We start from the raw sequence: 26,499 nt of genomic DNA, 5'->3' as shown, positions 1-26,499 counted from the left end.
CCGCCGCGCCGGCCGGAGCGAGGGCCGGCCGGCCGGTGAGCGTGGGGGACGCCGCCGAACACGCGCTGACCGTGGCCGAGGCGTGCGTGTCGCTGGGCGGGCCGCTCGACGCGGGGCGGCAGATCCGGGCCGCGCTGCTGACGGCCGACGCCCATCTCGCCGCCGACCGGCCGGGGGACGCCGAGCGGGCGGCGCGGCTGGCGGCGGGGCTGTTCGCGGTGCGGCCCCGGCCGTGGTGGGGCGGCGCGGACCCCGGGCGGCCGTGGGTGGTGATCGCCCGGTCGGGGGCCCGGGCGGACGCCGCCGGGCACGCCGCCCGGGCCCTGTCGGAACGGTCCCGGTGGTACCCCGCAGACAGTCTCCGGATGGTGGAAGTGACCAGACTTCTGCACCTGCTCGACGGGCGCTGATGACAGGAGAGCGTATTCCCGCAGCTCAGCGGTGCTGATAGTTGTTCACACGGTGAATTAATTCGGAAACTTTCCTATTGACAAGGGTCAGTGGGAGGGTGTTCCATCCGAGTTAATTTAAGGGGAAGAGCATCCCGGCCGGGCTCTCCTCTTGCTTCGCTTCCGTGTGAGAAAGAGATCCCCATGCGCCTTCGATTACTGCTGCGCGCCGGAGCCGTGCTGAGCGCCGCCGCGCTCGTGCTCACCGGTGTCGTCGCGGCCCCCGCCCAGGCGGCGGTCGGCCAGATCACCGGGTTCGGCGGCAAGTGTGTCGACGTCGCCGCCGCCAGCTCCGCCAACGGCACCGCGATCCAGCTCTACACCTGCAACGGCACCAACGCCCAGCAGTGGACGACCGGCCAGGGCCAGACCATCCGGGCCCTCGGCAAGTGCCTCGACGTGGCCGCGGCCAGCTCGGCCAACGGCACCCGCGTCCAGCTCTACGACTGCAACGGCAGCGCCGCCCAGAACTGGACCGCCCAGTCCGACGGCACCCTGCGCGCCCTCGGCAAGTGCCTGGACGCCACCGGCAACACCTCCGCCGACGGCACCCCGCTCCAGATCTGGGACTGCTTCGCCGGCGCCAACCAGCGCTGGACGCTCCCGACCGGCACCGGCAACCCCGACCCGGGCAACCCCTCCAAGTTCCCCGGCACGCCCTACCTCTACCTCGGCTGGGGCAGCCCGCCCAGCGCCACCTCGATCATGAGCCAGACCGGTGTGCGCTCCTTCACCATGGCGTTCATCCTCTCCGGCGGCGGCTGCGTGCCGCGCTGGGACGGCTCCCGCCCGCTGACCGGCGGCACCGACCAGTCGACCATCAACGCCATCAAGGCCGCGGGCGGCCAGGTCCAGATCTCCTTCGGCGGCTGGTCCGGCAACAAGCTCGGCCCGAACTGCTCCACTCCGGCGGCCTTCGCCGGCGCGGTGCAGCAGGTCATCAACGCCCACGGTCCCAACGTCGTCGACTTCGACGTCGAGAACACCGACGAGATGGGCAACTACACCGTCCAGGACCGCATCCTGAACGGCATCAAGATCATCAAGCAGAACAACCCGAACACCAAGGTCGTCGTCACCATCGGCACCAGCCAGAGCGGCCCCGCCGGCGCCGAGGCCCGCTTCCTCCAGCAGGCCCGCGCGCTCAACGTGCCGATCGACAACTACACCCTCATGCCGTTCAACTTCGGCGCCTCCAACATCTACAACGCCACCGTCAGCGCGTCCGAAGGGCTGAAGAACCAGCTCAAGTCCCTGTGGGGCTACACCGACGCGCAGGCCTACGCCCGCATGGGCATCTCGGGCATGAACGGCTACTCCGACAACAGCGAGGTCACCACGGTCGCGACCTGGACCCAGATCCGCGACTGGGCCAAGGCCCGCGGCCTCGGCCGGCTCGCCTTCTGGTCGGTCAACCGCGACCGTCCCTGCTCGGCCGGCCTGAACGAGACCTGCTCGGGTGTAAGCCAGGCCAACTGGGACTTCACCCGCATCACGGCCGGCTTCTAGCCCGGCGTCCACAGCGCGGGGTCCGGAACCCGAGTCGCCAGGCCCGGACCCCACGTCGGGGACGGCCCCCCTCGTCCACGGAACGAGGGGGGCCGATCCGCGTCCACGGCAGGGGGAAGCCCCCCTCGCCCGCAAGACGAGGGGGGCCGCTCAGGTGTTCCTAGGAGCCGTAGACGTCGAACTCCCAGAGCGAGTAGCCCCAGGCGGTGGCGCGCTGGGTGCCGTGGATCCGGACGTAGCGGCCGGTGCCGGTGACCGTCAGGTCGTCGACGCCGCCGTCGCTCGCGGTCTGGGTGGAGACGGTCGTCCAGGTCGCGTTGTCGGGCGAGGTCTCCACGCGGTACTGGCGGCCGTAGGCCGCCTCCCACTGGAGGCGCACGCGGGTGATGGAGCGGGACTGGCCGAGGTCGACGGTGATCCACTGCGGGTCGGCGTAGGCCGAGCCCCAGCGGGTGCCGGTGTTGCCGTCGACCGCGTTGGCGGCCACGTGGGCGCTGCCGGGTTCCACGCTGGAAGCGGTCACCGGGCGGCTCCGGGAGAGCAGCGCCGGGCCGCCGGAGGCGGGGGTGCCGTAGACGTTCAGGTCCCACAGCGAGTAGCCGTAGGCGGTGAGGGCGCGCTGGGTGCCGTATATCCGGACGTAGCGGCCGGTGCCGGTGACCGTCAGGTCGTCGACGCCGCCGTCGCTCGCGGTCTGGGTGGAGACGGTCGTCCAGGTCGCGTTGTCGGGGGAGACCTCGACCCGGTACTGCCGCCCGTAGGCGGCCTCCCAGTTCAGGCGCACCCGGTTGAGGGTGTACGACGCGCCCAGGTCGACGGTGATCCACTGCGGGTCGGCGTAGGCCGAGCCCCAGCGGGTCGTGGTGCTGCCGTCGACCGCGTTGGCGGCCACGTGGGCGCTGCCGGGCTCGACGCTGGAGGCCGTCACGGTCTTGCCCCGGGCGAGGTCGGTCGCGGGCGGCTGGCCGGTCTCGCCCTTGACGCGGATGTTGCGGTAGTTGATGTCCAGGCCCGCGCCGTCGTTCTGCACGCCGATGTGGCCGTTCTGGATCGCCCGGGTGCTGGTGTAGTCGTTGATCCTGACCCCGTTGAGGAAGATCTCGACGCGCTGGCCGGTGACCTTGACCTCGTAGGCGTTCCAGGAACCCGGCGGGTTCAGCGCGGCGTCCCGGAGCGCGGTGTCGGGCGCCCGGAAGCTGTAGACGCTGCCCGTCGTGCGGGTCGGGTCGGCGTCGGTGGCGTCGATCTGGATCTCGTGGCCGGTGTCGACCGGCTTCCACGGGTCCCCGGCGGGGTCGGGGAAGCCGATGAAGACGCCGCCGTTGTCGTCGCCCGGCATCATCCAGTCGAGCCTGAGCGAGTAGTTGGAGAAGGGGGTGACCGGATACCAGAGCAGGCCCATGCCGCCGAACGAGGTCAGGGTGCCGTTCGCCAGGGTGAAGCCGCCCGGTCCCGCCTGCCGCCACTGGTCGAGGCTGGCCTGGGTGCCGTCGAAGAGGGGGGTGTAGCCCGATTCGGGACGGCAGTCGGCCGCCCGGGACCCGGCCGCGATCTGGATGCCGCCCAGCAGCATCTGGCGGAAATTCGCGTCGGCGAAGGTCTCCTGGGTGTGGCCCATGCCGGTGTACCAGCTCCGGCCGCCGCCGTAGTTCTGGCACCAGGTGATGGGGTGGTCGCCGCCCATCGAACCGCCGCTGTACGTGGTCTCGTCGAGCGAGGCCAGGACGCGGGCCACCGACCGGGGGTTGGTCCGGTAGTTGTACCACTCGTCCAGGCGGGTCCAGGTCTGCGGCAGGTGGGAGGTCGACACGTTCGACCGGTCCTCGACCTTGACCACGGCGTTCTGGTTGGCGGGGTGGCTGGCGAAGTAGGCGCCGACCAGGCCGCCGTACCAGGACCAGTCGTACTCGGTGTCGGCCGCCGCGTGGACGCCGACGTAGCCGCCGCCCCCGGCGATGTAGGACTGGAACGCCGTCTGCTGGGCGGCGTTGAGCACGTCGCCGGTGGTGGAGAGCCAGATCACCGCCTGGTACTGGGCCAGGTTCGCGGTGGTGAACTGGGCGGCGTCCTCGGTGGCCGTCACGGTGAAGCCGCCCGCCGCGCCGAGCTGCTGGATCGCGGTGATCCCGTTCGGGATCGAGTCGTGCCGGAAACCGGCGGTCTTGCTGAACACCAGGACCTTCGTGAGCGGTGCCGCGCTCGCGGCCGTGGGAACGGCGGAGAGCGCGCTCCCTAACAGGACCGCCCCGAGCAGCGCCATGAGTAGTCGGCGCATGCGGTGACTCCTAACTGTGCTCGCAGGAGCGCGCGCCGACCGCTGCCTCGGTGGATGGGAACGTCCGCCCGGACCCGCGGAGCCACTCGCGGCACCGGGCGTTTCCGAAACAGTCGCACAGTCGCCCGGACACCGTCAACGGATGATAACGATCGCGAGACATCGGAGGTATTTAGGACCGGTCCCGTGGAGTTACGTGGCGTACCCGACATAAAAACCGGCTGATAGTCGGTCTGTACGGGGACTCCTGATCGGTTTTGAGGATTCGGTGAGCCTTGATGGGCCTATTGACGCCTGAAGACATCCAATGTTAACTGCGCCTGACAGTCCTGGCTTAGTAACAGTGAGTCGGGCCTGTGCCTGTGCAGAGGGGCCGTCGGGCTGTCCCCATACCGGTCGCCGATCGCCGGTAAGGGGGCCCGGCGGCCCCCCTGCCAGAGGGACGCACCCCCCAAATCTGCTGTGGTGACCAGGAGTTCGATGACATGAGATTTCTGAGAGCGCTCCCCGCCCTGGCGCTCGTCGGCGGGCTGGCGGCCGCGGGAGTGGTGACGGCGCCCGCGCTGGCGTCGACGACCGACCACGCCTTCGACCAGTCGGCCGGCGCCCTGAACGTCAACCGCGCGGGTTACCTGTCCAAGCACGACGTCGTGTACAACCGGCCGAACACCAACCCCAACTACGGGCTGACGGTCGGCAACGGCAAGACCGGCGCGATGGTCTGGAGCCAGAACGGCATCACGATGCAGGTCTCCGGCGCCGACCTGTCGCAGCAGTCGACCTACGCGGCCGGCACGCTGACCCTGAACACCAGCCCCGGGCTGGAGTCCAACTACACGACCTACCAGCAGCGGCTGAACCTGTACGACGGCACGCTGACCACCAAGTACGACAACAACCGCACCGTGACGATCCTGGGCCAGCCCGGCTCGGAGGTCATGGGCATCCGCGTCGAGGACTCCCGCGCGGGCGTCGGCACCACCACGGTCGACCTCGGCCTGTGGGACCCGAACACGGTCCAGAACATCGCCGACACGCCCGACCTGAACACCTGGCGGACCGTCTCGACGTTCAACGACTCCTCGGTGGCCGGCTTCAGCCGGGGCCAGACCGACGCCAACGGCTTCGGCTACACCTTCGCCGCCACCGTCGAGGGCGCCAACTACACGACCTCGACGGTCAACGGGCGCACGGTCCGGCTGAGCATCGCCGCCGACAGCGACTACACGATCTGGTACACCGCCGCGTCGCGGAAGAACGCTCCCTCGGCCAACTCCGTGCAGCAGGCGCGCAACCAGCTCACGAATGTCAAAAGCGCCGGAATCACCACGACGCTGAACAACTTCAAGAACTTCTGGCACGACTTCTGGGCCAAGTCGTTCGTCCAGTACGGCGGCAGCGCCGACAACGACTACCTGGAGAACTTCTACTACCTGAGCAACTACATCGTCGCGGCGGGCGGTTACGGCAACTACCCGTTCCACTTCATCAACGGGGTCTTCCGTGCCACCGGAGACCAGTCGAAGTGGTCCAACGCCTATTGGTACTGGAACATGCGGCACGTGTACTACTCGTTCTACGCGTCGAACCACGTCGACCTGATGGACGTGTTCAACAACCTCCATTCGAGGAATTACAACGCGCTGAAGTCGTACACGCAGACCAGATACGGCATCGACGGCATCTGGCTGCCGGAGACCTACGGCTGGGACGGCAACGCGCGCGGCACCATCAACTCCGACTACACCAAGAACACGATGTCGACCGCCGCCGAGGCCGCGTACAACATGTACCTGCGCTACCGGTACACCAACGACGCGACCTACCTGGCGAACACGGCCTACCCGTTCATGCGCGAGGCCGCGAAGTTCTACCGGAGCTTCGTGTCGCGGGACGCCTCGACCGGCCAGTACTACATCGCCAACTCCAACGCCCATGAGACGTACTGGAACGTGCGGAACGCCCTTACCGACCTGACCGCGATCCGCAGCCTGTTCCCCGTGACGATCCAGGTGGCGCAGCAGCTCGGCGTCGACGCGACGCTCCGCACCGAGCTGCAGAACATCCTGAACAACCTGGTGCCCTACTCGGTGGTCAACAACGCCTACCAGCCGCACCAGCCGCCGATCTCGCAGACCCGCAACAACGAGAACGTCGCGGCCGAGATGATCTGGCCGTACAACCTGACGGGCATCGGCTTCCCCGACTACCAGACGGCGCTGAACACCTGGAACGTGCGCCCGCACCCCTACGGCAACGTGTGGGCCAACGACGCCGTGCAGGCCGCCCGCCTCGGTCTGGGCGACCAGACCTTCCAGGGCATGAAGACCATGGCGCAGCGCTACCAGAACTACCCGAACAGCTTCACCAGCAACACCAACGGCGTGTTCGAGTACCACGGCGTGCACATGGCGGCGATGAACGAGTCGCTGATGCAGTCGTACAACGACAAGATCCGGGTCTTCCCGGCCGCGCCGAGCAGCTCCTCCTTCATCGGGAAGTTCTCGCTGCTGGCCAAGGACGGCTTCATCGTGTCGTCGGAGCGCGAGGGCAACGAGACCAAGTACGTCGGCCTCAAGTCCCTCTACGGCAAGCAGGCCACCGTGGTGAACCCCTGGGGCACCCAGCAGGTCCGCGTGCGCCGCACCTCCGACAACGCGATCATCACCACCAGCTCGGCCGCCGAGGTCAGCTTCGCCACCGCCGCCAACACGACCTACGTCGTGGAGCGCACCGCGAAACTGCTCTCCGCCTACAGCTACACGCAGCTCACCGGCACCGCCAACCAGGCGGCCAAGTCGCTGAGCGGCACCGCCTCCACCCTCGGCATCAACGGCGCCGGCACCCCGGGCCTGATCAACAACACCGAGCTGACCTACGACGGCAACTGGCACCTGACCACGGGCCGGGGCTACGGCGACTACAACGACGACACCCACCACAGCACCACCGTCAACGCCGCCGCGACCTACACGTTCACCGGCACCGGCATCGAGATCCTCTCGGAACGGTTCTCCGACATGGGCAACATCGACGTCTACATCGACAACGTGTTCCAGCAGAACGTGAACCTCTACCAGAGCGGCGCCCGGCAGGCGCAGCAGGTGGTCTACAGCAAGACCGGCCTGTCCAGCGGGACCCACACGCTCCGGGTGGTCAACAAGACCACGTCGGTGGGCATGATCGACGCCGTCCGGGTGACGACGGGCGGCTCGAACCCACCGGCCGGGACGGTCACGCTGCGCTCGCGGGCCAACAACCTGTTCGTCTCGGCCGCCAGCGCGACCACCCCGCTGATCGCGAACAAGACGACCGCCGGGGCGACCGAGCAGTTCGTCCGGGTCGACCTGGGCGGCGGCAACATCGCCCTGCGGTCGGTGGCCAACAACCTCTACGTGACCAACCAGGGTGGCGGCAACGTGCCGCTGCTGGCCGACCGGCCCTCGGCCGGTGCGTGGGAGACCTTCACCGTGGTGACGAACGGTGACGGCTCGGTCTCCCTGCGGGCCACGGTCAACAGTCAGTACGTGTGCGCGGAGGGCGGCGGGGCGCAGAACCTCGTCACCAACCGCCCGTCCATCGGACCCTGGGAGCAGTTCGATCTCATCGCGGTCTAGTCCGCGAAAGGGGCAGTAAGCGCGCCGGTGACCGTCTGTGGCGGGTGGTCACCGGTGCGTTCTCTATCGGCGGGTCTCGGTGACCTTCGTCCCGCTGTCACGTCCCCATCCGTTCCTGCTTTGGGAGCATCCATGTCAGGTCACCCGCGCCTGCGCGCGATCCTGGGCGTCTTGGCCCTGGTCATCGTCGCCCTGGTGCCCGCCGCGCCCGCGTACGCGGCGCCGCCACCCACCAGCGGTTTCGAGAAGGTCCGGCTCGACAGCGGCCTGTCGATGGGCGAGCCCATCGAGCTGTCGGTGCTGCCCGACGGCAAGGTGCTGTACATCAACCGGGGCACCAGCGCCGGCGGCGGCCAGGTCCGCCTGTACAACCCGGCCACCCGCTCGACGACGGTCGCGCTGACCCTCCAGCTCGACGCCCGGTTCGAGGACGGCCTCATCGGCATCACCCTCGACCCGGCCTTCGCCGCCAACCGCTGGGTCTACCTCTTCTACTCGCCGAAGGTGACCCCCCTGGTGAACCGGATCTCCCGGTTCACCTTCAATACCGGCACCGGCACGCTCACCAGTGAAGACATGATCATCGAGTGGCCGACCGAGCGGAACCTCTGCTGCCACTCGGCCGGGTCGATGACCTGGGACAGCGACGGCAACCTCTACTTCGCGGTCGGCGACAACACCAACTCGGGCGGCGACTCGGCCGGCATGGCGCCGATCGACGAGCGGACCAGCCGCGACCCCCAGTACGACGCCCAGCGCACCTCGGGCAACACCAACGACCTCCGGGGCAAGATCAACCGCATCCACCCGGAGGCGAACGGCACCTACACGATCCCCCCGGGCAACCTGTTCGCGCCGGGCACGGCGCAGACCCGGCCCGAGATCTACGTCATGGGGACGCGCAACCCGTACCGGATCTGGGTCGACAAGCAGGGCGGCGACACCCTTTATTGGGGCGAGGTCGGGCCGGACGCCGGCGCGACCCTCGCCAACCGCGGACCGGCCGCCTACGACGAGTGGAACCGCGCCACCAGCGCGGGCAACTACGGCTGGCCCTACTGCGGCGGCCCGAACGTCGCCTACAACGACTGGGACTTCGCGGCCAACGCGCCGCGCGGCTGGTTCCCCTGCGGCGGCGGCACCGGCCCGGTCAACAACTCGCCGCGCAACACCGGTCTCCAGCAGCTCCCGCCGACGCGCGGCGCGCTGGTGTGGGAGCAGCACGGCGGCAGCAAGGAGTGGCCGGCCCTCGACCAGCCCGGCGGCTGCGGCTCGCCGAACCACGCCGAGGTCTACCACTACGACCCGAACCTCGACAGCGCGGTGAAGTGGCCGCAGTACTACGACAACAAGCTGATCATCACGGAGTACTGCCGTAACTGGATCAAGGAGGTCCAGTTCGGCAACGGCAATCCCGCGACCGGCACCCCGACGGTCATCGAACCTGTCCTCGCCGGGATGCCGTTCGTCCACCCGATCGACATGGAGTTCGGCCCCGACGGATCGCTCTACCTGCTCGAATACGGCAGCGGGTACTTCTCCGGAGCCGCCGACGCCGCTCTCGTGAAGATCAACTACGTGCAGGGCGGCCGGTCGCCGGTCGCGGTGGCCACGGCCAGTGTCGACAACGGGCTCACCCCGCTGACCGTGCAGTTCTCCAGCGCGGGCAGCAACGACCCCGACGGCAACCCGCTCACCTACGCGTGGGACTTCGACGACAACGGCACCACCGACTCGACGGCGGCCAACCCGTCGCACACGTACACGACCAGCGGCGACAAGAGAGCCCGGCTGACCGTCAGCGACGGGACCATGACGGGGACCACCCTGATCCCGGTCGTGGTGGGCAACAACCGGCCGGTCGTCAACGTCGGCGGGCTGCCCAACGGCGGCCTGTTCTCGTGGGACGAACGCCTGACGGCCTCCGCCTCGGCCACCGACGCGCAGGACGGCACGGTCCCGTGCGCCAACGTGGTCGTCCGGGCCGCGCTGGGGCACCAGGAACACGCCCACGAGGAGGGCGAGGGCACCGGCTGCGGCGCGTCCTTCGACGTCGGCCCGGTGCACGCCGGTCCCGACTCGGTGCTGTTCTGGGTGATCAGGGCCTCCTACACCGACCGGGGCGCGACCGGCACGGTGCCGCTGACGGGCGAGCGGGAGATCACCCTGTGGCCCAAGCAGTGGCAGGCCGAGCACTACGTGACCCTCAACGGCCCGCGCGTGGTCGACCAGGCCCAGGCCGAGGGCGGCAAGCGGCTCGGCGACATCCAGCCGGGCGAGTGGGTCCGCCACCACGGGGTGAACCTCCAGGGCATCACCGGGGTCAAGGCCCGCGTCTCCTCCGCCAACGCCGGGGGAGTGCTCTCCTTCCGGTACGACAGCCCGACCGGCACCGAGGTCGCCAGGGTCACCGTGGGCAACACCGGCGGCTGGGACAACTACGTGGAGGTCACCGCTCCGGTGACCGCCCCGACCGGCACGCACGACCTCTACCTGACCTTCTCCGGCGCGGCCGGGACGGCCGTGTTCGACGTCGACAGCTACACCTTCACCGGACCGGGCGTCTCCACCCCCGTGGGCGGTTCGGACCTGGCGCGGGGCAGGCCGGTGACCGTGTCGAGCACCGAGGCCGGGGCGAACGTCGCGGCCAACGCGGTCGACGGCAACGGCGCGACCCGCTGGTCCAGCCTCTACAACGCCGACCCGCAGTGGATCACGGTGGACCTCGGCGCGTCCTACGACATCAGCCGGGTCAGGCTGAACTGGGAGGCGGCCTACGGCCGCGCCTACCGGGTGGAGGTCTCACCGAACAACAGCACGTGGACGGTCCTGTCCAACCAGACCGCCTCCGACGGGGGAGTGGACGATCTGTCCGTCAGCGGCACGGGGCGGTACGTCCGCGTCTACGGCACCCAGCGGGCGCTGACCCAATACGGCTACTCGCTCTGGGACCTCAACGTCTACGGCACCCCGGCCACCGGGACGCCGCAACTGCTGTCGAGGGGCCGCCCGGTGACGGTGTCGAGCACGGAGGCCGGGGCGAACGTCGCGGCCAACGCGGTCGACGGCAACACCGCCACCCGGTGGTCCAGCCTCTACGCCGACCCCCAGTGGATCACCGTCGACCTCGGCCAGTCACGGTCCCTCTCCCGGGTCCGGCTCCAGTGGGAGGCGGCCTACGGCCGGCAGTACCGGGTGGAGACATCCCATGACAACAGCTCCTGGACGGTCCTGAACACCCAAACGGCCTCGGACGGCGGGGTCGACGACCTCACCGTGTCCGGGACAGGCCGATACGTCCGAATCTACGGCACGCAACGGGCTCTGACGCAGTACGGCTACTCCCTCTGGGAGTTCGACGTCTACGGCGTCTAGCCACATATCCGCAGGTCAGAGACGGGGCCCCGGCGAACTCCACGGTTCGCCGGGGCCTTTCGAAATCATCGGATCTCTTTCTCGTTGCGGCTATTGACACGCCTGTAACATGCGGGGCATTCTTCTTGAGAACCAAACATCGGATGTCTGGAGAGTAACCGAGAAGGTGGCCCCGGGGTCTTCCACCCGGCGGCGACCTGCGGAATTCTGATCCCACCTGGGATCGGTCCACAGCCCCAACGAGGGCCGTGTCCGCATATTAATCGGATCTTTATCTCGAAAGGCTTTCGAAGACGACCGCCCGGCGGTAGCGCCGGACTCTTACATTAATCGGATGTGTCTGGAGCTCGCATGAGGGTCATCTCCCTGGAGACGCATGACATCCGGTTCCCGACCTCGACGGAGCTCGACGGTTCCGACGCGATGAACCCCGACCCCGACTACTCGGCGGCCTACGTGGTGCTGCGGACCGACGAGGACGAGAAGGGACACGGATTCGCGTTCACGATCGGACGCGGCAACGACGTGCAGACCGCCGCCATCAAGGCGCTCGACGGCCACGTCGTCGGCCGTGACTGCTCCGACCTGGGCGCCGTCTACCGGGATCTGATCGGCGACTCGCAGTTGCGCTGGCTCGGGCCGGAGAAGGGCGTCATGCACATGGCGATCTCCGCCGTCATGAACGCCCTGTGGGACCTGAAGGCCCGCCGCGAGGGCAAGCCGCTCTGGCTGCTGCTCGCCGAGATGAGCCCCGAGGAGCTCGTCTCCCTGGTCGACTTCCGCTACATCACCGACGCGCTCACCCCCGATGAGGCGCTGGAGATCCTCCGCGCCGCGCAGCCGGGACGGGCCGAGCGCGTCGCCCTCCTGCGGGAGCAGGGCTATCCCGCCTACACGACGTCGCCGGGCTGGCTCGGCTACGACGACGACAAGCTTCGGCGCCTGTGCAAGGAGGCCCTCGACGAGGGCTTCACACAGATCAAGCTGAAGGTCGGCGCCGACCTCGACGACGACGTCCGCCGCATGCGGATCGCCCGTGAGGTCTGCGGCGACGGTTTCCCGATCGCGATCGACGCCAACCAGAGATGGGATGTCTCCGACGCGATCCGCTGGGTGAAGGCGCTGACCGAGTTCGACCCCTGGTGGGTGGAGGAACCCACCAGCCCGGACGACATGCTCGGCCACGCCGCGATCGCACGCGCGGTCGCCCCCGTCCCGGTCGCCACCGGGGAGCACGTGCAGAACCGGATCGTGTTCAAGCAGCTCCTCCAGTCGGAGGCCATCTCCTACCTGCAACTCGACGCGGCCCGCGTCGGGGGCGTCAACGAGAACATCGCCATCCTGCTGCTGGCCGCCAAGTTCGGCGTCCCCGTCTGCCCGCACGCGGGCGGGGTGGGGCTGTGCGAGCTGGTCCAGCATCTGGCCATGTTCGATTTCGTCGCCGTCAGCGGGTCGAAACAGGGCCGGGTGATCGAGTACATCGACCACCTGCACGAGCACTTCGCCGACCCGGTCGTCATCCGGGACGGCAGCTACGTGGCGCCCGAAGCAGCCGGATTCAGCTCGGCGATGCGTCCTGAGTCGCTCGCCGCGTTCACCTATCCCTGGGGTCAGTACTGGACCAGCGCAGTGGCCCAGAGCTCCCCGGCGGCGGAGGCGCGCAGAACCTCCTCCGTCAATCACCCCCCCGTCCTGAAAGGCCGATCGGCATGAAACTTCTGTCCGTCGCCGCCAGCGCCGCCGTGCTCGCATTGGGCCTGGCCGCGTGTGGGTCGTCCGACACCCCCGAGACCGCGACGAGCGCCGCCCCCGGCGAGTCCGCGCCCGCCGCGGCCGCCGGCGGCGGCAAGGTCGGCGTCGACTTCCCGCGCGCCGACTCCGACTTCTGGAACTCGTACAACAAGTACGTCCCGGAGATCGCGAGCACCGACGGCGTCGAGCTGATGCCGCCGACCAACTCGCAGAACGACGTCGCCAAGCTGGTCGCCAACACCCAGGCGCTGGTCAGCCAGGGCGCCAAGGCGATCATCATGGCCCCGCAGGACACCGGCGCCATCGCCTCGACCCTCGACCAGCTCGCCGGCAAGAAGATCCCGGTCGTGACCGTCGACACCCGCCCCGACAAGGGCAACGTCTACATGGTCGTGCGCGCCGACAACCGCGCCTACGGCACCAAGGCCTGTGAGTTCCTGGGCGAGCAGCTCGGCGGCAAGGGCAAGGTCGTGCAGCTCATGGGCGCGCTGGCCTCCATCAACGGCCGCGACCGCGCCGAGGCGTTCCGCGACTGCATGAAGGAGAAGTTCCCCGGGATCACGGTCTTCGAGGAGCCGACGGAGTGGGAGGGCAGCAAGGCCGCGTCCATGCTGCAGACCCGCCTGGAGCAGAACCCCGACATCAAGGGCATCTACATGCACGCCGGCGGTGTGCACCTGGCCCCGACCCTCCAGGTCCTGAAGGCCAAGGGCCTGCTGGTCAAGCCGGACGACCCCAAGCACATCTTCGTCGTGTCCAACGACGGCATCCCGGCCGAGTTCGAGGCCATCCGCGCCGGCGAGATCGACGCGACCGTCTCGCAGCCGGCCGACCTCTACGCCAAGTACGCCGTCTTCTACGCGAAGGCCGCCCTGGAGGGCAAGACCTTCCAGCCCGGCCCGACCGACCACGACAGCAACATCATCCAGCTCCCCAACGGCCTGGAGGACCAGCTGCCCGCGCCGCTGGTGACCAAGGAGAACGTGGATGACCCCAACCTCTGGGGCAACCAGGTCAGCTAGATGACCACCTCATCGCAAGCGGCGGCGGTCGAGGCGCTCGGGATCACCAAGCGCTTCGGCCCCACCGTCGCACTCAACGACGCGGGCCTCACCATCAAGCAGGGCGAGACGCACGCCCTGATCGGCCGCAACGGCGCCGGGAAGTCGACCCTCGTGTCGATCCTGACCGGCCTGCAGCGGCCCGACGCGGGCGAGGTCCGGTTCGCGGGCGAAGCGGCTCCGCCGATCGCCGACCGCGACGCGTGGAAGGCCCGGGTGGCCTGCGTCTACCAGAAGTCCACGATCATCCCCGCGCTGACCGTGGCCGAGAACCTCTTCATCAACCGCCAGACCGACGGCAGGGTCATCAACTGGCGCGCCATGCGCGCCCGCGCCGTCGCCCTCCTCGACCAGTACCACGTCGACGTCGACCCGTTCGGGCTCGCCGGCGACCTGGGCGTCGAGCAGCGGCAGCTGGTCGAGATCGCCCGCGCGCTCTCCTTCGGCGCGCGGTTCATCATCCTCGACGAGCCGACCGCCCAGCTCGACGGCCCGGCCATCCAGCGCCTCTTCGACCGCATGCGCGACCTGCGGGAGCAGGGCGTCACCATGATGTTCATCTCGCACCACCTCGAAGAGGTCTACGAGGTCTGCCAGAGCGTCACCGTCTTCCGCGACGCCCGCCACATCGTCACCAGCCCCGTCAGCGAACTCCCGCACGACGCGCTGGTGGCCGCGATGACCGGCGAGCACGCCGTGACCTACGAGGCCAGGGCCCGGAAGATCGACCCCGCCGCCAAGGTCGTCCTGGAGGTGCGCGGCCTCACCTCCGCGGGCCGCTACGAGGACGTCGACATCTCCGTCAGGGCCGGCGAGATCGTCGGCCTGGCCGGGTCCGGCAGCAGCGGCAAGGTCGGCCTGGCCGAGAGCATCGTGGGGCTGCGCCGTGCCGACAGCGGCGTCATCACGGTCAACGGCAGGCAGCCGAAGCCGGGCGACGTCCCGTCGGCGCTGGCGGCCGGGATCGGTTTCGTCCCGCAGGACCGGCACCACGAGGGCTTCGTCGCCCTGCTGTCGGTCGGCGAGAACGCGACCATGCCGATCGCCGGGAAGCTCGGCCGGTTCGGGATGGTCTCGCCCGAGAGGCGCCGGGCCCGTGCCCGGACCATGATCCAGGAGCTCGACATCAAGACCGAGGGTCCCGACCAGCCGGTCGGCGACCTGTCGGGCGGCAACGCCCAGAAGGTCGTGATGGCCCGCGCCCTGGTCGACGACCCGGCCGCGCTGGTCGTCATCAACCCCACCGCCGGCGTCGACGTCAAGGCCAAGCAGTCGCTGCTCGGCTCGGTCGAGGACGCCGCGCAGCGGGGAGCGGGAGCCGTGCTGGTCAGCGACGAACTCGACGACCTGCGAATCTGTGACCGGGTCCTGGTGATGTTCCACGGCCGGGTGATCAAGGACGTGCCACGCGGATGGTCGGACAACGACCTCGTGGCCGCTATGGAGGGTGTCAGTCATGAGTGATCGGCAGGGGCGGCGCGCCTCGACGCTGCCGAAGACCCCGGCGGCGTCGGCGAACGGCTCCGGCCCGGCCCCGGCGATCGCCGCCCGGCCGGGCTTCCGGCTGAGCCGGTTCCGCGACCTGACGCTGGTGCCGGTCATCGTGGTGCTGCTGATCGTCGGGTCGTTCATCGACCCGGTGTTCCTCACCATGGGCAACCTGACCAACGTGCTGCAGCAGCAGTCGGCGCTGGCCCTGGTCGTGCTGGCCGAGGCGCTCATCCTGATCGCCGGCAAGTTCGACCTGTCGCTGGAGTCGATCGTCGGCATGGCCCCCGCCGTGGCGGTCATGCTCGTCATCGCCACCGGCGACGGCGGGTTCGGCCTCGGCCTGCCCCCGGGCCTGGCCGTGCCGCTGTGCCTGCTCATCGGCGCGCTGATCGGAGCCTTCAACGGCTTCCTCATCCTGCGCTACCAGCTGTCGGCCTTCGTGGTCACGCTGGCGATGCTGATCGTCGTCCACGGCCTGCACCTCGGCCTGACCGGCGGCAAGAGCCTGTTCGCCCTGCCCGAGTCGTTCACCTACCTCGGCAGCGCGGTCTGGCTCGGCCTGCCCGCCGCCATCTGGATCACCGGCGTCCTGTTCGCCGTCGGCATGGCCGCCCTCGGCTACTTCCGCGGCGGCCGTTCCCTGTACGCCATCGGCGGCAACGCCGACGCCGCCAGGGCCGCCGGCATCCGGGTCGAGCGCGTGGTCCTGGTCGTCTTCGTCATCGGCGGCACCCTGGCGGCGCTCGCGGGCGTGCTGGAGACCGGCCGCCTGGGCGGCATCAGCGCCAACCAGGGCGTCGGCTGGATCTTCATGGTCTTCGCTGCGGCCGTCATCGGCGGCGTCAGCATGGACGGCGGCAAGGGCACCATCCTCGGCGCCCTCACCGGTGTCCTGGTCATCGGCCTGGTCGAGAACATCCTGACCCTCCAGGGCGTGCCCGGCGAGTGGAAGCAGCTCGTGTACGGCGGCATCATCCTGGTCGCCCTGATGATCAGCCGGCTGGCCGGCGGGAGGGCCCAGGACTAGCGATGACCGGCCGCGCCACCCTGCGCAGGGACAACCTGTCCCGCGTGCTCCGGCACCTGCGTGACCACGGGACCTGCTCCCGTGCGGATGTGGTGGAGGCGACCGGTCTTCACCGGGCCACCGTGTCCTCCCTGATGACCGAGCTCATCGCCATGGGCCTGGTCCGGGAGGCCGGGACCTCGACGACGGGGGCCATCGGGAGGCCACGCCGCGACGTGGCGCTCGACGGCTCCCGCGTGGGGGCGCTGGGCCTGGAGATCAACGTCGGCTATGTGGCCGCCCACGGTTCCGACCTGGGCGGCCGCGTCCTGTTCTCGGCCCGCTCGGGATTCGACGCGGCCGGCGCGGGTGTCTCCGGGTGCGTCTCCGAACTGGCGCGCATGGCCGGCCTGGCCGCCGCCGAGATGGGCACCCTGGCGGGCGTCGTGGTGGCCGTGCCCGGCCTGGTCTCCCAGGGGGTCGTCACCTTCGCCCCGAACCTCGGCTGGCGGCAGGCGCCCCTGGCCGACCTGCTCCGCGCCGAACTGGGCGTGACCGTCGAGGTGGGCAACGACGCGAACCTGGCCGCCCTGGCCGAATACGCGTGCGGCGTGGCGGCCGGAACGCCGGACATGGTCTACCTGACGGGCGAGGTCGGGGTGGGCGGCGGCATCATCGTCGGCGGCCGGCTGCTCCAGGGCGCCGACGGCTTCTCGGGCGAGACCGGGCACCTCCCCGTCGACCCCGAGGGCGCCCGGTGCGCCTGCGGCCACACCGGATGCTGGGAGACGAAGGTCGGCCTGGCGGCCCTCGATCCCCCCGGGGCGACCGGCCTGGGCCTCGACGCCCGCGTCGACCAGATCGCCTCCGCCGCCGAGGCCGGCGACACCAGGACCCTCAACGCCCTGGCCGAGGTCGGCCGCTGGCTCGGCCTGGGCGGCTCGATCCTGGCCAACCTGTTCAACCCCCGCGCGATCGTGGTCGGCGGCTACTTCGCCAAGCTGGCCTCCCGCCTCCTCCCGGCGGCCCAGGCCGAACTCGAACGCCGCGCCGTGGCCGGGGGCCGCTGCCGGATCGTGGCGTCGGAACTGGGCTTCGAGGCGGCGGCGCGCGGCGCGGCCGGGACCGTGGTCGACCGCGTCCTCGACGACCCGCTGATCCTGTCACCCGGGCCGCGTGAGCTGCTCCGGGACCACCACCCGGTCGAACAGTGACTCGCTGACGCCCGACCTGAGCGCCGCCTCTTTCAAGGTCAGGTCCTCGTCGAGCGCGCGGTGGGCGATCTCGGCCGCCTTGTCGTAGCCGATCTCCGGGCTCAGCGCCGTCACCATCATGATCGAGCGTTCGACGTTCTCCTTCAGCCTGCCGGTGTCGAGCCGGGCGTCGGCGACCAGGAACGCGCGGAAGTGGTCGGTCATGTCGGTCAGGAGGCGGGCCGAGTGGAGCACGTTGTCGATGATCAGCGGGCGGAAGGCGTTGAGCTCGAAGTTGCCCTCAGCGCCCGCCGTCGAGACCGCCGTGTCGAAGGCCATCACCTGGACGCACACCATCAGCATCGCCTCGGCCTGGGTCGGGTTGACCTTGCCCGGCATTATCGAGGAGCCCGGTTCGTTGGCGGGCAGGATCAGCTCGTGCAGGCCGGTGCGCGGGCCCGACCCGAGCCAGCGCATGTCGTTGGCGAACTTGAACAGCGGGACCGCCAGGGCGCGCATCGCCGCCGAGACCCGCACGAGCGCGTCGCAGGAGGCCTGGGCGGCGAACGCGTTGGGCGCGCCCACGAACGGGCGGCCGGTGAGCCGGGCGAGTTCGGCGGCCATCTCGGCGGCGAAGCCGGGCGGCGCGTTCAGGCCGGTGCCGACAGCGGTGCCGCCGATGGCCAGCCGGTAGAGGCCCGTGCAGGTGGCGGCCAGGTGGTCGGCGGCGTCGTCGAGCTGGGCGGCGTAGCCGGACCACTCCTGGCCGACCGTCAGCGGGGTGGCGTCCTCCAGGTGGGTGCGGCCGATCTTGACCACGTCGGCCCACTCGCGGCTCTTGTCCGCGGCGGCCTTCCGCAGGCGGTGCACCGCCGGGATCAGGCCGCCCTCGATGGCGCGCACGGCGGCCAGGTGCATCGCGGTGACGAAGGTGTCGTTGGACGACTGGCCCATGTTGACGTGGTCGTTGGGATGGATCGGGTGCTTGCTGCCCAGCTCGCCGCCGAGGAGCTGGATCGCCCGGTTGGAGATGACCTCGTTGACGTTCATGTTGGACTGGGTGCCGGAGCCGGTCTGCCAGACGTACAGGGGGAACTCCGTGTCGAGCCTCCCGGCGATCACCTCGTCGGCGACCCGGACGATGACGTCGGCCATCCACTGCGGCAGCCGCCCGGCGCGGGCGTTGACGATCGCGGCGGCCTTCTTGATGAAGCCGTACGCGTGGTAGACCGCCTTGGGCATGCGGTCGTCGCCGATGTCGAAGTGGATCAGCGACCGCTGGGTCTGCGCGCCCCAGTAGTGGTCGGCGGGCACGTGGATCTCGCCCAGCGAGTCGCTCTCGGTGCGGGTGCCCCGCGCCCTGAGGCCGATCGGCAGGGCGCGCGGCCGGTGGTGCGTCGTCATCGCGGCTCCCCGGCTCGGACCGGCCGGTAGACCGGCTGCCACATCGCGTCCCGCACCCGCTGGACCGGGTCGCGCAGCGACGTGCGGGCCAGGTGCTCCTCGGCGGCCTGTCTGGCGACCGCGACGGCGACCGTGGCCGAGACCTCCCTCAGGTTGTCGACCTGCGGCAGCAGCGAGGCCCCGGGCAGGGTGACGTCCACCAGCCCGGCGACCGCCTCGGCGGCGGCCTGGAGCATGCCGGGGCTGACCCGCCGCGCCCGCGACACCACCACGCCCAGCCCCAGACCCGGGTAGAGCAGCGCGTTGTTGGCCTGGCCGATCACATGGGTGACCCCCTTGTACGTGATCGGGTCGATCGGCACGCCGGTCGCCACCAGGGCGCGGCCGTCGGTCCAGGAGATCAGGTCGGCGGGCATCGCCTCGATGCGCTCCGTCGGGTTGGAGATCGGGAAGATGATGGGCTGTTCCACCCCGGCGGCCATCGCCCGCACGATCTCCTCGGTGAAGGCGCCGTGGACGGTCGAGGCACCCAGCAGCATCGTCGGTTTCACCCGCTCCACCACCTCGGCCAGCCCGCCGCCGCCCTCGCTCGCCGGGCGGGCGTAGGGCACCTGGAAGTCCCGCAGGTCCGTGAGGTCGTCGGTGAGCAGCCCCTGCCGGTCGATGGGCCAGATGCGGCGGGTGGCGGTCTCGTGGTCGAGGCCGTCGCGGATCATCGCGTCCCTGAGCTGGTCGGCGATCCCGATGCCGGCCGTCCCCGCCCCGAAGACCACGATCCGCTGGTCGCGCATCGGCGTCCCCGACGCCCGCACCGCCCCGAGCATCGCGGCCAGCACGATCGCGCCGGTGCCCTGCATGTCGTCGTTGAAGGTGCAGATCCGGCCGGTGTACTTCTCCAGGATCCGCCGCGCGTTGGAGGGCCCGAAGTCCTCCCAGTGGAGCAGCGCGCCGGGGAACATCCGAGTCGCCGCGGTGACGTAGGCGTCGATGAAGTCGTCGTAGCGCTTGCCGCGCACCCGCGAGTGGCGGTTGCCGACGTAGGCCGGGTCGTTGAGCAGCGCCTCGTTGTCGGTGCCGACGTCCAGCGCGACCGGGATCACCCGGTCGGGGTCGATGCCCGCCGCGGCGGTGTAGACGGCCAGCTTCCCGGCCGCGATGCCGGCCCCGCCGCCCACGCCCCAGTCGCCGATGCCCAGGATCTCCTCGGCGTCCGAGGCCACGATCAGGTCGACGTCGTCGGGGCCCACGCCGAGGTTCTCGAAGGCGGTCTCGATCCCGTCGGGGTGGTCGATGGACAGGAACACCCCTCGGGGCCGCCGGAACTCGTGGCTGTACGTCTTGATCGCCTGCGCCACGGTCGGGTCGTAGACCACCGGCAGCATCTCGCGCAGGTGGGCGCTGAGCAGCCCGTAGTAGAGGGTCTCGTTCCGGTCGCGCAGCGACTCCAGGTAGACGTTCTTGAGCAGGTCGGTCGGCTGGGCCTGGTACTGCGCGTACGAGCGGCGCACCTGCTCGTCGAGGGTCTCGGTGACCGGCGGGAGCAGCCCGTCGAGCCCGAGCCCGGCCCGCTCCTCCGGCGTGAACGCCGTGCCCTTGTTGAGGAGCGGCTCCCGCAGCACCTCGAGCCCCCGCAGGGTGGTCGTGTAGCCGCCGTCGGGCTGCTCGGTGAACGCTGGCCTGCTCGCGCCCGGCTTCCTGTTCCCTGGTGACATCGTCACCATCTCCCGTCGTGTGGAAGTCACCTTCCACCCGGGCACTGCCCCGCGACACGCCGGGCAAAGTCAGGGGAGCCCCACGACTCGTTCCGGATCCGGGCACGATCGGCTGGTCACGGTCGTGCGCACGCCCCCGGATACCCCGTGGCCACAGGGGATGGCGGGATCGGGGGCCAGCTTTTTCGCAACCGCCGTGATAAATGTTGCGCGTACCGTGATAGTGTCGTTGCCAGTTGCAGTTGTGGTTCCCAAAGACTTCAAGTGCCTCACCGATCCGAAATGGTGGTGGCACTTTTGTATTTCCGGAGCAATTCCGGACGGGGTAATCATCGCGGCGACGCGAGGTTCGCACAGTGCGGGCCTTACGGGCTCAGCCCCGAAGGAGATTGCAAAATGGCTACCGGTACCGTGAAGTGGTTCAACGCGGAAAAGGGCTTCGGCTTCATCCAGCAGGACGGCGGCGGCGCCGACGTCTTCGCCCACTACTCCAACATCGCCGCCCAGGGCTTCCGTGAGCTCCAGGAGGGCCAGCGAGTGAGCTTCGACGTCACGCAGGGCCAGAAGGGCCCGCAGGCCGAGAACATCGTTCCTGCCTAATCTTTGAGCAGGGAGAACCGGGTCCGCGCCACACGGCGCGGGCCCGGTTCGTCGTTGTCACCCTATTTCGCTCGAAGCGATACAAGCATTTTCCTGGTTTAATCCCAGAAAGTTGAGTTCGCTTCATGGAGCGTCCCGGGCGGATCCTCCAGCACGCAGAATCGCAGCCCCGCCGGATCGCGCATGATCCACCATCCGCTCTCGGTGAACCTCTCCTTCACGGCCCCCAATTTCTCCAGCCGGGCCACTTCGGCGTCGAGATCGTCGGTGTGGATGTCGACGTGGATCCCCGGCGCGCCCTCCCGGAGCCGCTGCGTGATGAGGATGACCTCCTGACCGGGCAGAGTGGTCCGGTGGAAGTCGGGATGGGCCGGCACGACCGGCATCTCCCGCCCGACCGCCCCCTCCCAGAAGGCCAGTTCCTCGTCGTGCACGTCGGCCGGCACGTCGACGGAGACGGTGTAGAGCCGCGATCGGTGTGCCATCAGGCCACATCCCCGGCGAACACGTCGAAGTGGCCGACGGTGAGCTCGCGCTCGACGAGATAACGGTCGTCCTGAGGGTAGAAGACCGCCTTGCCGGGCTCCTCCCCGGCGAAGGCGCGGACGGCCTCCCCCGACTCCCAGAGGGAGACCAGCAGGAACTCGGTCAGCTCGCCGTCGTCACGCCGGGTGAAGGTGACGCCCCGGTTGCCGGGGGTGGAGGTGTAGCCGGGGTAGCCGGTCTCCATCATGTAGGCCGCGTAGGCGTCGGCGTCTTCGGCCCGCGTCCAGCCACGCCAGGTTCGCATAATCACGACACCAGTAAAGTCGTTTAGGCGGTGACAAGGCAAGCCGGCCCGCTTCGCGCCGCACGGGTCACACGACAGTGAACGTTTCACCTCTTCCGGGAGGCGACCAGCGACGACGCGGGCCGCGCTGGTCGGTGGTGCGCGCAGACCGCATGCTGCCCCCACGTTCCCGAGGCAGCAGGAGGGCAGCACATGCTGCGTACATGGCGCCGGAAGGCGCTGCTCGTTCTGACGGCGGCGGTGGCCGCCGTCCCCGTGACGGTGGTCGCGGCTCAGGCGGCGGTGGGGTGCCGGGTGACCTACGCCGTCCAGTCACAGTGGGGCGGGGGGTTCACCGCCGACGTCACCCTGGCCAACACCGGTGACCCGCTCTCCTCGTGGCGGGTGACCTGGACGTTCGGCGCGGGGCAGACCGTCTCCCAGGCGTGGAACGCCGCGGTCACCCAGAGCGGGAGTGCGGTGACCGCGTCCAACCTGAACTACAACGGCAGCCTCGCGACCGGCGCGTCGGTGTCGTTCGGGTTCAACGGGACGTGGAACTCCAGCAACCCCGTCCCGGCGTCCTTCGCCGTCAACGGCGTGACCTGCGGAGGGGGCGGCCCGACCACGTCCCCGACGCCCACGCCCTCTCCGAGCAGGACACCCACGCCCACTCCCACCCCGACGCCGCAGCCCACCGGCTGGCCCACGCCGACCGGGCAGGTCTCCGTCAACGGCACGATCTCCGTCTCCGGCACGTTCGACGGCGGCATGCGCCGCTACTGCTGCATGGGCGACGGAGGACAGGAGGAGAGCCAGGACCCGGTGTTCCAGCTCGCCAACGGCGCGACTCTTCAGAACGTCATCATCGGCGCCCCTGCCGGTGACGGCGTGCACTGCTCCGGGTCGTGCACGCTCAGGAACGTCTGGTGGGAGGACGTCGGCGAGGACGCCGCCACCTTCCGGGGCAGCGGCGACCCGAGTTTCCTGGTCGACGGCGGCGGCGCGCGCTACGCCGGCGACAAGGTGTTCCAGCACAACGGCCCGGGGACCCTCACGGTCCAGAACTTCCAGGCGACCAACTTCGGGACGTTCTACCGCTCGTGCGGCAACTGCTCCACGCAGCACCAGCGCGACGTGGTCATCCGCAACGTCACGCTGACGCGGCCGGGGAACACGGTCGCCGGGATCAACGTCAACTACGGCGACACGGCCCGGTTCTCGGGGGTCACGATCGTCGGCGACTCCGGCCGGTCGATGGTGATCTGCCGCAAGTACAACGGCAACAGCAGCGGCAGCGAACCGACCCAGGTCGGCACGGGGGCCGACTCCAGGAACTGCTTCTACTCGTCTTCAGATCTCACGTACCGCTGATTCCGGGAAGGGCCGGTCCGGCCTGGACCGGCCCTTCCGTCGAACGATCAGGAGGCGTAGGCCTCCAGTTCGTAGATGCGGGCCGCCGTGTCGGAGTTGCTGGTGGGGGCGATCACGTTCAGCCGGATGTAGCGGACGCTCTGCGGGGTGAACGTGTGGGTGGTGACGTTGGCCGTGTTCCCCCGTGGCTGGGCCACGTTGGTCCACGTCGTGCCGTTGGTGCTCACCTGCACGTCGAAGTCGCGCGTGTTCCAGACCGCCTGTTCGCCACCCGCTCCCGAGTGCTTCAGGACGATCTTGCCGACGCTCTGGCTGGAGCCGAGGTCGACGCGGAGCCACTTGCTCGACCCGACCGAGCACCACTTGTCGGCGTTTCCGCCGTTCACGGTGCCGTTGACCGCCTTGGCGGGGGCCTCGGTGGAGGCGCACTGCGAGTCGGCGGTGGCGGTCTTGTTCAGCGCCAGGTTGGGGTTGCCGGCGGTCTGTGGCACGTACAGCCGGACGTCGGTGAGCGAGGCGCTGCCTTCGTAGACGTTGGTGTAGAGGTCACCGATCACGAAGTAGTCGGGGTAGGCCGATCCGGCGGGCCACTGGTTCGACCAGGTCGTGGAGCCGTTGTTGTCGTTCTGGACCAGGTTGCCGTTGAACTGGCCGTTGTACTCACTGGCCTTGACGTTGTAGTGCCAGATCGGGTTGTTGTTGACGACGAACGGGCGGTGCATGCGGATGGTCCGCTGGCCCGACCGGGCGAAGTTGCCGGTCACCTCCAGGACGTAGCCCGTCTGGTCGCGTTCGATGGCGAAGGTGTAGAACTCGTTCGGCATGAGCTCCGGCTGGAGTTCGGCCGCCGACGAGAGCTGCTGCTCGGCGACGCCGCCCGAGCACGGGGTCATGAACCACTGGGAGTTGCCCGCCAGGCCGCCGGCGCCGGGGTTCCAGTTGGGCATGCCGCTGATCCACATGTTGACGGTGTTGAAGTTGCCGTCGCGGTAGTTGTAGTAGGTGTTGTTGGCGGCGTTGCAGACCCGGCCGCCGGTGCCGCTGCCCACCCGGTCGGGGTGCTGGGAGAAGGCGTCCATCAGGACCTTGCGGCGGTAGTGCCAGAAGTGGTTGTTGCGGGGGGCCGGGTTGGCGAAGTCGACGATCGACAGGAAGTGGAACCCGTTGTAGCCGTAGGTGCCGCGCCGGACGTCCTGCCACTCGCAGTAGGGCGCCGAGGCGTTGCCCGACCAGCCGGGGGAGTTCTCGCCCTCGCCCCACGGGTGCTGGGTCTTGCAGCCGGTGTTGCTGTAGCCGTTGGTCCGGCCGTTGTACTCGATGGAGCCGTTCCGCTTGCCGCCGAAGTCGAGGGTCTTGAGCTTGTACTCGATCCGGTAGTAGTCGGGGAGTTTCTGGGTCGGCCGCAGGATGACGCCGCCCGTGTGGTCGGGGACGTTCATCACGGCGACCTTCTCGCTGCCGAGCGTCTGGGTCGTCAGGGTCGGCGGCTGCTCGATGTTGCCGTCCTTGTTCCAGTCACGGGCCGACAGCGAGGCGGTCAGCCAGCCGTTCTGCCCGACCGGGAACTCCTTCCGGTAGGTGTAGAAGGAGTTCAGGGCGGTCGTCCAGGCGGGGCCGTAGTCGTTGCGGTACCACTGGCCCGGGTCGTCCATGATGGTGTCGAACGGCTGGGAGTAGTCGTCGCGCACCCACGGCGCGTTGCCGGTGTTGATCGGATTGACGAAGTTCTCGTTGTAGAGCAGCGTCCAACCAGGCCGGGTCGGGTCGTCGGCCTGGGCGGGGGTGCTCGTCAGCGTCAGCGCCGAACTGGCCAGGAGCAGCGCCAGCGCCGCTCGGCGTGCGGCTCGGTTTCGTGTACGCATCCAGTACCTCTCTGTGGGGGGAGAACAGGGGTGGCGGCGCCGCCCGCCACCCCGGCCGGGAAACAGGGGGTCAGAAGCTGCCGTCCGGGTTCTGGAACTGGGCGGCGTTGTCCTTGGTGACCATGGGCGAGTCGACGACCGTGTCCTTCTCGACCGTGGCGCCGCCGAGGATCTCCACGGCGCGGTCCAGGCCCTTGGCGCCGATGATGTCGGCGTCGTTCAGGCCGGTGACCTTGTAGTTGGTGTCGTCGAGGATGGCCTTCAGGGCCTCGGCCTGGCCGTCGACGCCGGCGATGATGATGCCGTCGGACAGACCGGCGTCGGCGATGGCGCGCTGCGCGCCCAGGCACATCGCGTCGTTCTCGCAGAACACCGCCTTGATGTCCTTGTTGCCGGCGAGGAGGCTCTCCATGACGGTCAGCCCGCCGTCGGAGCCCCAGCCGCCGAAGTCGGGCGCCTCGACCAGGGTGAACTTGGAGTCGGCCGACAGGACCGACTTGACGCCGTTGGTGCGGGCCGAGCCGATGGTGTTGTCGGCCGGGCCGCCCTTGATGATGGCGACCTTGCCGCCGTCGGGCAGCGCCTTCGACAGGAACTCGCCGTTCTGGCGGCCGATGGCCTCGTTGTCGGGGCCGATCCAGCTGGTGTACTCGCCGGGGAACTTCCGGTCGACCAGCACGACCGGCTTGCCGGCCGCCTTGAGGCTGTTCAGCACGGCGGGGGCCGACTCCAGCGGGCCGCCGGAGATGATGACGGCGTCCACGTTCTTGGTCAGCAGGTCCTCGACGTTGCTGGCGAGCTTGGCGGCGTCGCCGTTGGCGTCGGTGCTGATGATCTCGATGTTGCCCTTCTTCTGGGCCTGGGCGGCGATCGCCTTGTCCATGCCGCTGAAGTAGGGGCCGCTGAGCATGAAGTTCGCCACGCCGATCGTGTAGCCGTCCGCCGAGGCGGCGGCGCCGGTCGTCGGCTCCTCCGCGGGGGTGGAGCAGGCGGTCAGCAGGGCGAGAGACAGGCCGGCGCCGGCCAGGATCCGCTTGGAAATCATGGTGT

Annotated in this window: 18 protein-coding genes; 11 read left to right on the top strand and 7 right to left on the bottom strand. The window is 69.4% G+C overall.

Annotated elements, in window-relative coordinates; translation table 11 throughout:
- Positions 1-410, top strand: a 410-nt coding sequence (locus AW270_RS17650) for a hypothetical protein (protein WP_218009251.1), incomplete at its 5' end; no start/stop codon positions are given.
- Positions 411-593: 183 nt separating this feature from the next.
- A complete protein-coding gene (locus AW270_RS17645; protein WP_061295437.1) occupies positions 594-1,958 on the top strand; it encodes a chitinase in 1,365 nt (454 codons plus the stop codon).
- A gap of 160 nt (positions 1,959-2,118) precedes the next feature.
- On the opposite strand, the gene AW270_RS37040 is transcribed toward AW270_RS17645, so the two are convergent.
- Complete coding sequence (locus tag AW270_RS37040; protein ID WP_082801624.1) at positions 2,119-4,233, bottom strand: ThuA domain-containing protein; 2,115 nt, start codon at positions 4,231-4,233, stop codon at positions 2,119-2,121.
- 485 nt (positions 4,234-4,718) lie between these two features.
- Here AW270_RS37040 and AW270_RS17635 point away from each other — a divergent pair, with 485 nt between their 5' ends.
- The 7 genes from AW270_RS17635 to AW270_RS17605 all read left to right on the top strand — a co-directional run bounded on the left by AW270_RS17635 (position 4,719) and on the right by AW270_RS17605 (position 17,749).
- Positions 4,719-7,850 (top strand): glycosyl hydrolase family 95 catalytic domain-containing protein, encoded by a 3,132-nt coding sequence (locus AW270_RS17635; protein ID WP_174549873.1) that lies wholly within the window; start codon positions 4,719-4,721, stop codon positions 7,848-7,850.
- Positions 7,851-7,982: 132 nt separating this feature from the next.
- A complete protein-coding gene (locus AW270_RS17630) occupies positions 7,983-11,225 on the top strand; it encodes a discoidin domain-containing protein (RefSeq protein ID WP_061295436.1) in 3,243 nt (1,080 codons plus the stop codon).
- Positions 11,226-11,576: 351 nt separating this feature from the next.
- Complete coding sequence (locus AW270_RS17625) at positions 11,577-12,938, top strand: L-fuconate dehydratase (protein WP_174549872.1); 1,362 nt, start codon at positions 11,577-11,579, stop codon at positions 12,936-12,938.
- Complete coding sequence (locus AW270_RS17620; RefSeq protein ID WP_061295435.1) at positions 12,935-13,999, top strand: sugar ABC transporter substrate-binding protein; 1,065 nt, start codon at positions 12,935-12,937, stop codon at positions 13,997-13,999. Before AW270_RS17625 ends, AW270_RS17620 begins: the two co-directional genes overlap by 4 nt.
- Positions 14,000-15,502 carry a sugar ABC transporter ATP-binding protein gene (locus AW270_RS17615; protein ID WP_061295434.1) on the top strand — a complete coding sequence of 501 codons (1,503 nt, stop codon included), beginning with the start codon at positions 14,000-14,002 and terminating at the stop codon, positions 15,500-15,502.
- Complete coding sequence (locus AW270_RS17610; RefSeq protein ID WP_061295433.1) at positions 15,495-16,556, top strand: ABC transporter permease; 1,062 nt, start codon at positions 15,495-15,497, stop codon at positions 16,554-16,556. The genes AW270_RS17615 and AW270_RS17610 overlap by 8 nt, the downstream gene beginning before the upstream one ends.
- 2 nt (positions 16,557-16,558) lie before the next feature.
- The gene (locus AW270_RS17605; protein ID WP_061295432.1) at positions 16,559-17,749 is read left to right on the top strand and encodes an ROK family transcriptional regulator; all 1,191 of its coding nucleotides are present in this window, start codon (positions 16,559-16,561) and stop codon (positions 17,747-17,749) included.
- On the opposite strand, the gene AW270_RS17600 is transcribed toward AW270_RS17605, so the two are convergent.
- Together AW270_RS17600 and AW270_RS17595 are read right to left on the bottom strand one after the other, a co-directional pair.
- Entirely contained in the window at positions 17,699-19,132 is a 1,434-nt protein-coding gene (locus tag AW270_RS17600; RefSeq protein WP_061295431.1) for a class II fumarate hydratase, read from the bottom strand. The genes AW270_RS17605 and AW270_RS17600 overlap by 51 nt on opposite strands.
- Positions 19,129-20,844, bottom strand: a complete 1,716-nt coding sequence (locus tag AW270_RS17595; protein ID WP_218009250.1) for an NAD-dependent malic enzyme — start codon at positions 20,842-20,844, stop codon at positions 19,129-19,131. The genes AW270_RS17600 and AW270_RS17595 overlap by 4 nt, the downstream gene beginning before the upstream one ends.
- 396 nt (positions 20,845-21,240) lie before the next feature.
- Between AW270_RS17595 and AW270_RS17590 the strand changes: the two genes are divergently transcribed.
- Entirely contained in the window at positions 21,241-21,444 is a 204-nt protein-coding gene (locus AW270_RS17590) for a cold-shock protein (RefSeq protein ID WP_061295430.1), read from the top strand.
- Between the two features lie 98 nt (positions 21,445-21,542).
- Here AW270_RS17590 and AW270_RS17585 read toward each other — a convergent pair whose 3' ends face one another.
- Positions 21,543-21,929, bottom strand: coding sequence for a VOC family protein (locus AW270_RS17585; RefSeq protein ID WP_061295429.1), 387 nt, complete (start codon positions 21,927-21,929; stop codon positions 21,543-21,545).
- Entirely contained in the window at positions 21,929-22,234 is a 306-nt protein-coding gene (locus tag AW270_RS17580) for a hypothetical protein (RefSeq protein WP_063819237.1), read from the bottom strand. The genes AW270_RS17585 and AW270_RS17580 overlap by 1 nt, the downstream gene beginning before the upstream one ends.
- 192 nt (positions 22,235-22,426) lie before the next feature.
- Between AW270_RS17580 and AW270_RS17575 the strand changes: the two genes are divergently transcribed.
- Positions 22,427-23,587, top strand: coding sequence for a pectate lyase (locus tag AW270_RS17575; protein ID WP_061295427.1), 1,161 nt, complete (start codon positions 22,427-22,429; stop codon positions 23,585-23,587).
- A gap of 47 nt (positions 23,588-23,634) precedes the next feature.
- Here the strand turns inward: AW270_RS17575 and AW270_RS17570 are convergent, their stop codons facing one another.
- Complete coding sequence (locus AW270_RS17570) at positions 23,635-25,449, bottom strand: discoidin domain-containing protein (RefSeq protein WP_218009249.1); 1,815 nt, start codon at positions 25,447-25,449, stop codon at positions 23,635-23,637.
- A 70-nt stretch (positions 25,450-25,519) separates the two neighbouring features.
- On the bottom strand, positions 25,520-26,494 hold the full coding sequence (locus AW270_RS17565) for a substrate-binding domain-containing protein (protein WP_061295426.1): 975 nt from the start codon (positions 26,492-26,494) through the stop codon (positions 25,520-25,522).
- Positions 26,495-26,499 lie beyond the last annotated feature (5 nt).

The sequence above is a fragment of the Herbidospora cretacea genome, from assembly GCF_001570605.1.
In the GTDB taxonomy this organism is placed as follows: Bacteria; Actinomycetota; Actinomycetes; order Streptosporangiales; family Streptosporangiaceae; genus Herbidospora; species Herbidospora cretacea.
The sequence above is the reverse complement of the archived record's forward strand: the minus strand, read 5'-3'. Positions and strand labels throughout refer to the sequence as shown.